The organism is Dysgonomonas sp. GY617 (assembly GCF_015233815.1).
Classification (GTDB): Bacteria; Bacteroidota; Bacteroidia; order Bacteroidales; family Dysgonomonadaceae; genus Dysgonomonas_A.
The window spans coordinates 236367-244713 of the sequence record NZ_JADCLR010000014.1 but is presented as its reverse complement, the minus strand read 5'-3'; the positions used below and the strand labels follow the sequence as shown (position 1 = coordinate 244713).

At 37.0% G+C, this 8347-nt stretch carries 4 protein-coding genes and 2 tRNA genes; 4 read left to right on the top strand and 2 right to left on the bottom strand.

Features of this window, described 5'->3' with window-relative positions; translation table 11 throughout:
- Positions 1-240: 240 nt before the first annotated feature.
- A tRNA-Lys gene (locus IR022_RS09810) sits at positions 241-313 on the bottom strand.
- 118 nt (positions 314-431) lie between these two features.
- Complete coding sequence (locus IR022_RS09805; protein WP_194203566.1) at positions 432-3227, bottom strand: TonB-dependent receptor; 2796 nt, start codon at positions 3225-3227, stop codon at positions 432-434.
- Positions 3228-3541: 314 nt separating this feature from the next.
- Here IR022_RS09805 and IR022_RS09800 point away from each other — a divergent pair, with 314 nt between their 5' ends.
- The 4 genes from IR022_RS09800 to IR022_RS09785 all read left to right on the top strand — a co-directional run bounded on the left by IR022_RS09800 (position 3542) and on the right by IR022_RS09785 (position 8342).
- Positions 3542-4294: a 5'-nucleotidase C-terminal domain-containing protein gene (locus tag IR022_RS09800; protein ID WP_194203565.1), complete on the top strand. Its 753-nt coding sequence runs from the start codon at positions 3542-3544 to the stop codon at positions 4292-4294.
- Positions 4295-4395: 101 nt separating this feature from the next.
- Entirely contained in the window at positions 4396-5223 is an 828-nt protein-coding gene (locus IR022_RS09795; RefSeq protein WP_194203564.1) for a bifunctional metallophosphatase/5'-nucleotidase, read from the top strand.
- Positions 5223-8204 carry a glycoside hydrolase family 3 N-terminal domain-containing protein gene (locus IR022_RS09790; protein ID WP_194203563.1) on the top strand — a complete coding sequence of 994 codons (2982 nt, stop codon included), beginning with the start codon at positions 5223-5225 and terminating at the stop codon, positions 8202-8204. Before IR022_RS09795 ends, IR022_RS09790 begins: the two co-directional genes overlap by 1 nt.
- 65 nt (positions 8205-8269) lie before the next feature.
- Positions 8270-8342, top strand: a tRNA-Phe gene (locus tag IR022_RS09785).
- Positions 8343-8347 lie beyond the last annotated feature (5 nt).

Here is an 8347-nt window from a genome sequence, read left to right as displayed (position 1 = left end):
TTGTTTACATTTTAAGGATTTAAAATTACTCAATCCCTGTCAAAATAAACCTATGCAAAACGTTGTATATCAGTGAGAAGAAAGCTAAGCTGTTGGGCTTTTTTTATGGATTCCCAAGTCCCACGATTTAACCTTGTGGAATATGCATTAAACTGCCATTTTTTACCGGAAGTATTAAAGCAAAAATTCCCGATTTTCATTGAAAATCAGGAATTTACTTCTGTTTGCTTGTCTAATTTGTGATCCCGCTGGGGCTCGAACCCAGGACCCCATCATTAAAAGTGATGTGCTCTACCAACTGAGCTACGGAATCTACCTATTTGCTTTTCTTGAAAGCGAGTGCAAAGGTAGTATAATAAATTATATATCCAATAGCGATTAGGAAATATTTTATGAAAATATTATTTTGCTCTTCATTTCTGGCATTCTTTTTATAGTCGACGAGAAGGTCGTCCACCTCCTCCGGGAGGTCCAAATCTAGGGCCGGAGTCGTTATTCATATCAGTCATTTTGGCTCCACCTTTGAATATTTGAAAACGATAAATGAAGCTTACCATGAAGTAGCTTTCTAAAACATTCGTAATACTTTCACTCACAGATTCAGTTTGGAATGATTGGGATATATTCGTCTTTTGATGCAATATGTCGTAAACACTAAATTTGATTGTGCCATTTTTTGCTTTAAATATTTGTTTTGACATAGATGCATTCCATAGCCATTCATTTAGTTCAAATCCTTGAGTTGTTCCAGCATTCGCGGAATAGTTTAAATCTGTATCCACGACAAAATTATAGGGCAAATACCATGTTGTATTAAAACTTCCTCCATAATTATAAATTGTACGATCTTGAAGATTTCCTAAGCTATTGTCAGTTGTAGTATACCTAATATTTCCTCTAAGCCCGAAATCGAATAGATCAGATCGATATTGTAGACCTAAACTCTCGGCTAGATTGAGGGTATTTGCCGTGTTTTTTCCAGAATCAATATATCCATTCTTTCGAGCGTAGTTCCCGAAAGTCATAGAGTTTACTGAGAATTTCTTATTTCTTAAAGGGCGGTTCATTATCAATCTTAGATTTGTACTCCAATTTCCATTTATGTTGTCAAAAGTGCTTTCTTGTCTCCCTCCTTCAAAAGAATAGGTTCTGGCAACAATATCATTTGATGCAAAATCAAAACCTCCAAATACCATAATTGCGCTAGCTTTTTCTGGATTGAATTTCTGGTAGCGGAGTCTGAATCGGTTGGTAAATGTCGGTTTTAGATTTGGATTACCATAGCTAATATTTAGTGGGTCAGATTCGTCTCTTACACTTGATAATTGTGTAGTTGATGGTTGAGAGGTTGTTCCCGAATAATCAACGCGGAGGTTATGTCTCTTATCCCATAGATAATTGAATTGTGCTACTGGAGCATAATTAAGTACATTATTAGATATCTCGGCACTTTCCTTGGGAGTAATAACCCAGTTGTCCATTTTCGAGGGTTGTAGCATAACTCCAAGGGTGTAATTGTATTTGGCTCTAACCGATTTGAAGTTAATGCCTATTTCTTGATTTATGAAGTCGTTTTTTAAATTTTTTGTAGCTGTAGAATCGACGATTGTATAATTGTCTGAACCATCATTTTTATATGTATTCTGATCTGCTACCGAGTAGTTTTTTCTAAAGCTATAATTAAATTGAATGAAATTATTTCTTCCGATAGGTTCTACGTAAGATAAATATGCTCTCCAATTATGCCCATGATTATCTTGGTTTGTGCGTATGTCGATAAGAGAGATGGAGTCAGGGCTGGCACTTTGTCTAGTTGTTTTCTTAGACCAATTTTCTATATCATTGTCCAGCTTATTAAATCCCCCAGATAGGCTAAAGCTAATTACCCTTCCTTTTTTACCTAACTTGCGGCTTACCTCTAACCTTGCATTTACTGACTTACTTTCTCCTTCAGAGAAATAGGTTGATTTACCCCAGTTTATACTGTCATTAGTATTTTCATAAGTACTAAGGAAGTCGTTTATATTAGAAGCTTTATTTTGTCCATATTGTAAATTAGGAGAAAAGATTACCTTGGTTAAAGAGTCAGGTGTCCATTCGAAACGAAAATCTACACCTATATTATCACTTTTGTTTATGCCTGTACTGTTTGTATTCTGAAATAAGTTACCCCTTGGATCATTGGGAGTAAATCGTTCTACATGTCTGTTGGTAATTACATCATTCTCTGTTCTGCCTATACGAGAGTTTCCTCCCCATTTGAGCTTGTCGGATGGCGTCATAGAGAAATTGAAGCCTCCGCTGGTCGATTTAATGATACCATTGCCACCTCCAAAGTTGATGCCGCTGGGGCGAAACCCTCTGAATGTATTTCCCGCATTATCTGTGAAACCTTCATTGTTTGTATTGTTTGATCCACCCATCAATGTAAATTGATTGTCGTTGTGCATGTAATTAGCTATTCCACTAAGACCGTATCTGTCGTCACTACCTAATCCACTGGTCGTACTTCCGTACAATCCTTGTTTCATATTTTTCTTTATAGTTAAGTTGATAACTGTTTCATCATCCCCATCATCAAAGCCCGTCATTTGCGACATATCCGATTTTCGATCTAATACTTGTAGCTTATCAACCATTGCTGCGGGCAGATTTTTTGATGCAACTTTGGGGTCGTCGGAGAAAAATTCTTTACCATCAACTAAGATTTTCTTGATTTCTTTACCATTGATTGTAATTTTTCCTTCTGAGTCAACTTCTGCTCCTGGCATCTTCTTTAATAAGTCTTCTACTACTGCACTTGGTTGCACTTTATAAGAGTCGGCATTGTATTCAATTGTATCACCTTTTATTGCAATTTCGGCAGCTTTAGCTGTAACAACAGCTTCGCTAAGCATAATGCCGTCTGCGTTTAAAAATATATCATCCATTACAACAGACTTTTTGCTTGCGTCTACGTTTACGAATGCTTCTTTGTATCCCAGGTAAGATACGCTTATAATATATTTACCGGGGCTAATACTGATAATAAATTTGCCGGCATCGTCAGTTGCTAAGCCTTGAACGTAGGTGCTGTCTTTTTCTCGTAATATTCGTATCCCCGCTTGTTCAATAGGGTCGTTGTTTGCTTTGTCTAAAACAGTTCCTGTAATTCGTATATTGTTTTGTGCAGCAAGAGACAATAGAGATGTTATTGCCAAGGTAAATGTAAGCAGTATTTTTTTCATTGACTAAAAGGCGTTATTATTGATCGATAGGTATCATTAACATCATCAGACCAAGATTCTATTAAAAGGTTTAATTCTAAATCTTCTTTTTTTGTATTTTTTTGTAGAACCTTCGCAATATCTCTACATTTACGAATTATTAAATCTTCAGAATAAGCTAAAAATTATTTATTAGCTAAATTTGGATTTTAAACGAAAACCGCTTTGTTTTAAGATCAAATATTTAATTCGTTGCTTCTGTTTCTGTTACTAAATAGATACTGCCGATTTGGATACTTTAACTATTGTGGTTAAAACTGTAATTAAGAATATTTATGAAAAAAGTGATTGGAGGTGCGATGTTGATTGCATTGTGCTTTTCCTGCTCCCGACAACAGTATGTTGTGACAAATTTACAAGCTCAACGACAACCAATTGTTGCGGCTGATTATCTCCAAGCTGGGGGAGAAGTAGAAGTTCTTGTTGAAAAATATAAGGTGAAGCTTGATAATGAAATGAATCAGGTGATAGGAGTATCGACGCAAGATATGACTTATGCGCGTCCTGAGAGTTTGTTGACAAACTTGACTTCGGATGTAATGGAGGCTTATGGCGAAAAGTATACAAGCGGAGCATGTGATTTGGCATGTATGAATGTACATGGGCATCGTGCTAATCTGGCGAAGGGTGATATAACAGTAGGTAATATCTTCGAGATATATTCATTCGAAAATACGCTTGTCTTAATAAAGCTCAAAGGTAACGATTTGTTGGATGCTTTTGAATCTTATGCTAAAATGGGAGGTGCAGGAATATCATCAACAGTGAAGTTAATAATCAAAGATGGAAAACTGCAATCGGCTACTGTAAAAGGGCAGCCGGTTGATAAGGATAAAGTATATACAATTATTACTCTCGATTATTTGGCAGACGGTAATGATGGATTAGAAGCCTTTAAAAACTCACTCGAAGTAATAGAGCCGGGAATAACGCTTCGTGATGCCATGATGCAATATGTAAAAGATCAGACTGCGAGTGGTAAAGAAATATCATCGGTGTTAGATGGAAGAATAACTATTGAGAAGTAGGATTGCTAACTTTTGTTGTTTGGGTGAGTATTCAATTCGATTGACTTTGAAAAATGACAAGATATAGTTGGAATTGCTTTAATAAAAAGAGAGAATTTAAGATGAGATTAAAAAATATATTATTGTTTACCCTGCTTTGTGCAGGATTAATGGTAAGTGCTCAAAAGAAGATTGTGGTTTTGGGTACAAATGATACTCATAGTCGTATAGAGGCGTTGCCCGAAAGTGACAAGAGTTATGGTGGTATGGGTGGTGTTGTGGCGCGTGAAGCTTTTATTGCTGAAGTGAGAAAGCAAAACCCGAATGTGTTATTGTTTGATGCGGGTGACTTTGTTCAGGGAACACCCTATTTTAATCTTTTTCATGGAAGGGTAGAAACACAAGCTATGAATCTCATGAAATACGATGCCGGAACTTTAGGAAATCATGAATTTGATTATGGATTAGATACGCTGAAGATGATTGTTGATCGGTTGGATTTTCCAATTCTTAATTGTAATTATGACTTTTCCAGAACAGTTCTTAAAGATGATATAAAGCCTTATATTGTATTGAATAGATTTGGACTAAAAATAGGAGTTCTAGGTGTAGGAGTAGACCCCGAAGGTCTTGTGCAAAAGAATAAATATGATGGAATGGAGTTTAAGCCTATCATAAGTAGTGTGAACTTCTATGCTAAGATTCTTAAAGATTCAAAAAAATGTGATTTGATTATCTGTTTATCTCATGTAGGCTACAACTCAGATATACAATTAGCAGAGCAATCGAAGAATGTGGATATAATTATAGGTGGACACTCTCATACTTATATGGAAGAACCCGATATGCGTAAGAATTTGGATGGAAAAGAGGTTATGATTTTTCAGACCGGAAAAAATGGAGCATATGTAAATAAAATAGAGGTCGAACTGGATAAAATTAAAAAATAATGGGGAAGGGAATCATTTTTAGCTTTGTAGCATATATATTTCTATCTGTATTCTCGTGCTTTGCGAAAGACAAGATAGAACCTTTGATGATGAAGAATGCTGATAAGCTGAAAATGCGGCAATGGGTTGATTCTGTTTATAATCAGATGTCTTTAGATGAACGTATCGGACAACTGATTATTATCCACGTAAAAGGCGATAATGGTGCAGCCAATCGCCAGAACTTAGTTAGCCTTGTTAGGGATCAGTATGCTGGAGGTGTGTTGTTTTCTAAGGGGACTCCCGAAAACCAAGCAATCTTAACTAATCTGGCTCAGGAGAATGCTCGTGTGCCATTGATGATTACCTTCGATGGAGAGTGGGGTTTGTCTATGCGTTTGGACAATACAACTCGCTTTCCAAAAAATATGATGCTTGGAGCCGTTAAAAATGATTCTCTTATCTACTATTATGGACGGGAAATGGCTCGCCAATGCAGGATAATGGGTATACAGGTCAATTTTGCTCCGGATGTAGATGTCAATAGTAATCCCTCTAACCCTGTGATTGGTATCCGTTCGTTCGGAGAAGATCCCAAACGAGTTGCTCGGCTAGGAATTGCGTATGCTCGTGGTTTGGAGTCGGGAAAAGTATTACCCGTAGCAAAACATTTTCCCGGACATGGCGATACTTCTACGGATTCTCATAAAACATTGCCTCTTATAAGTCACGATAAAGATCGTCTTGAAAATGTGGAATTATTACCTTTTAAAAAATATATAGATGCTGGTTTGGCAAGTGTAATGACAGGACACCTGAATATACCTGCTTTGGATAATACAGGTGCTCCAAGTTCTTTATCTAAACCTATTGTGACTGACCTGCTTCAAACTGAATTGGGCTTTAGCGGGCTTATTTTTACGGATGGGCTTGCAATGAAAGGGGTGTCTGTTGAAAAAGATATGAGTGTAAGGGCCATTTTAGCCGGTAACGATTTGTTGTTGGGGCCAGTAAATGCAAGAAGAGAATTTGAGGCTTTGAAAGTTGCTGTTGAGAGCGGGGTGTTAAGCGACTCTATAATAAATGTCAGATGTCGAAAAATATTAGAGTATAAATACCTTTTAGGTCTCAATAGATTAAAGCCCGTTGATACAAATAATCTTTTAGCTAGATTAAATACTACTTCTGCAGAATGGCTTTGTCGAAAATTGAATGAAGAAGCTATTACTTTGTTGAAGAATGAGGATAAAATAGTTCCTCTAAAATCTTTGGACAAAAAGAAGATAGCAGCAGTCTCTTTGGGGGCATCTCGCAATAATCCATTCCATACTACTTTAAAGCTGTATGGAGATGTTACTTGTTTTAATGTAATGAGTATTGGTGAACTAAGGAAATTGCAACCAGAGTTGAGTGGCTATAATACAATATTGGTTTCTGTTCATTCTAACAGAGTTTTTTCGAGTGCAGATATACAGAGTTTAGTTGAGGGGAAACAAAGCGTTCTGACCTTCTTTACGTCACCTTATAGTATGGCTCGCTTCAATTCTGTCATAAAGAGTACCGATGCTGTTGTTGTTGGATACGAAAATACTCTTTTTGCGCAAGAATACGCTGCTCAAGCTATTTTTGGTGGTAATAATATCTCGGGTAAGTTGCCAGTCTCTGTAAAAGGCTTATATGAGGTAGGAGAAGGGATGGAAACTGCAAAAACACGACTAGCCTACAATCTTCCAGAAGAGGTCGGAATAAAATCTTCAGATCTAGATAAAATTGAAGAGATTGTAAAAGATGGAATTGCTCAACAAGCTTTTCCCGGTTGTCAGGTTTTGGTTGCGAAAGATGGAGTTGTTATTTATAACCAATCATTCGGTTCCTTCGAATACAATAAAGCACAAGAGGTGACCAATGACGATCTGTACGATATAGCCTCGATGTCTAAGGCTTCTGCCACTATTCCTGCTATAATGAAGTTGTATGATGAGAAGAAGATTACCCTTCAATCTCCACTGAGCAAATCGGTTGCTCAATTAAGGAATACTGATAAGGAAAATATAACAATAAGACAAGCTTTGTTTCACGAAACAGGATTGCCATCTTTTATTCAATACTATATGCCTGCAATTGATGCTGATAGCTACTCAGGCAGATTGATTAGTTATAAGCAAGAAAACTCTTACCCTGCTTTGATTGATAATGGGGCATGGGCTAGGACCGATTTCAAGTATAAATCGAATTTAATATCAGAAGTGTCGAAGCCCGGTTTTACCAAAAGGGTTTCAGAGAACTTATATATAAGCGATACTTATCAGGATACAATTTTATATCGTATAGCCGAAAGTAAATTAAGAGCTAATAAATCGTATCTTTACAGTTGTCTCAATTTTATGTTGCTAAAAGAGGTTGTAGAGCAGGTGAGCGATACAGATCTGAGTACATTTTTGCAACAAAATCTTTATCAGAAGCTGGGTGCTACAACTACTATGTATAATCCATTGACAAAGTTTGATAAAAGCAGAATTGCTCCAACCGAGCAGGACGACTTTTTGAGGAAGCAATTATTGCAAGGTTATGTTCATGATGAGGGTGCTGCATTTTTAGGTGGAGTGTCTGGTAATGCAGGATTGTTTTCGAATGCTAATGATTTAGCTAAGCTCTATCAAATGTGGCTTAATCTGGGAACTTATGGAGGCGAAAGATATTTGAGTAAAGAGACAACACGTTTGTTTACTACAGCTAAAAGTCCGAACAGTAGGAGAGGACTAGGGTTTGATAAACCCGACCCACGTAATAACAGATCGAGTCCAACAGCTCCGCAAGCCCCAATAAGTGTGTATGGACATACGGGTTTTACAGGTACATGTTTTTGGGTTGATCCCGATAATAATATGATCTATATCTTCTTGTCTAACAGAGTGAATCCCTCTCGTACACACAAGAAACTATCTAGTCTGAATATCCGTCCGCGCATACAGTCGGTTATCTATAATGCGATAAATAAATAAAAAAAATGAGCTTCCGCTTGCAGATATAGAAAATTGTTATACCTTTGCAATCGCAAAACGGTTAAGGTGCCATAGCTCAGTTGGTAGAGCAAAGGACTGAAAATCCTTGTGTCCCTAGTTCGATTCTTGGTGGCACCACTGGT

What these genes read in the sequence shown, in the direction of transcription:
- IR022_RS09790 (WP_194203563.1), top strand. Translation starts at nt 5,223, where the DNA reads ATGGGGAAGGGAATCATTTTTAGCTTTGTAGCATATATATTTCTATCT.
- IR022_RS09795 (WP_194203564.1), top strand. Translation starts at nt 4,396, where the DNA reads ATGAGATTAAAAAATATATTATTGTTTACCCTGCTTTGTGCAGGATTA.
- IR022_RS09800 (WP_194203565.1), top strand. Translation starts at nt 3,542, where the DNA reads ATGAAAAAAGTGATTGGAGGTGCGATGTTGATTGCATTGTGCTTTTCC.
- IR022_RS09805 (WP_194203566.1), bottom strand. Translation starts at nt 3,227, where the DNA reads ATGAAAAAAATACTGCTTACATTTACCTTGGCAATAACATCTCTATTG.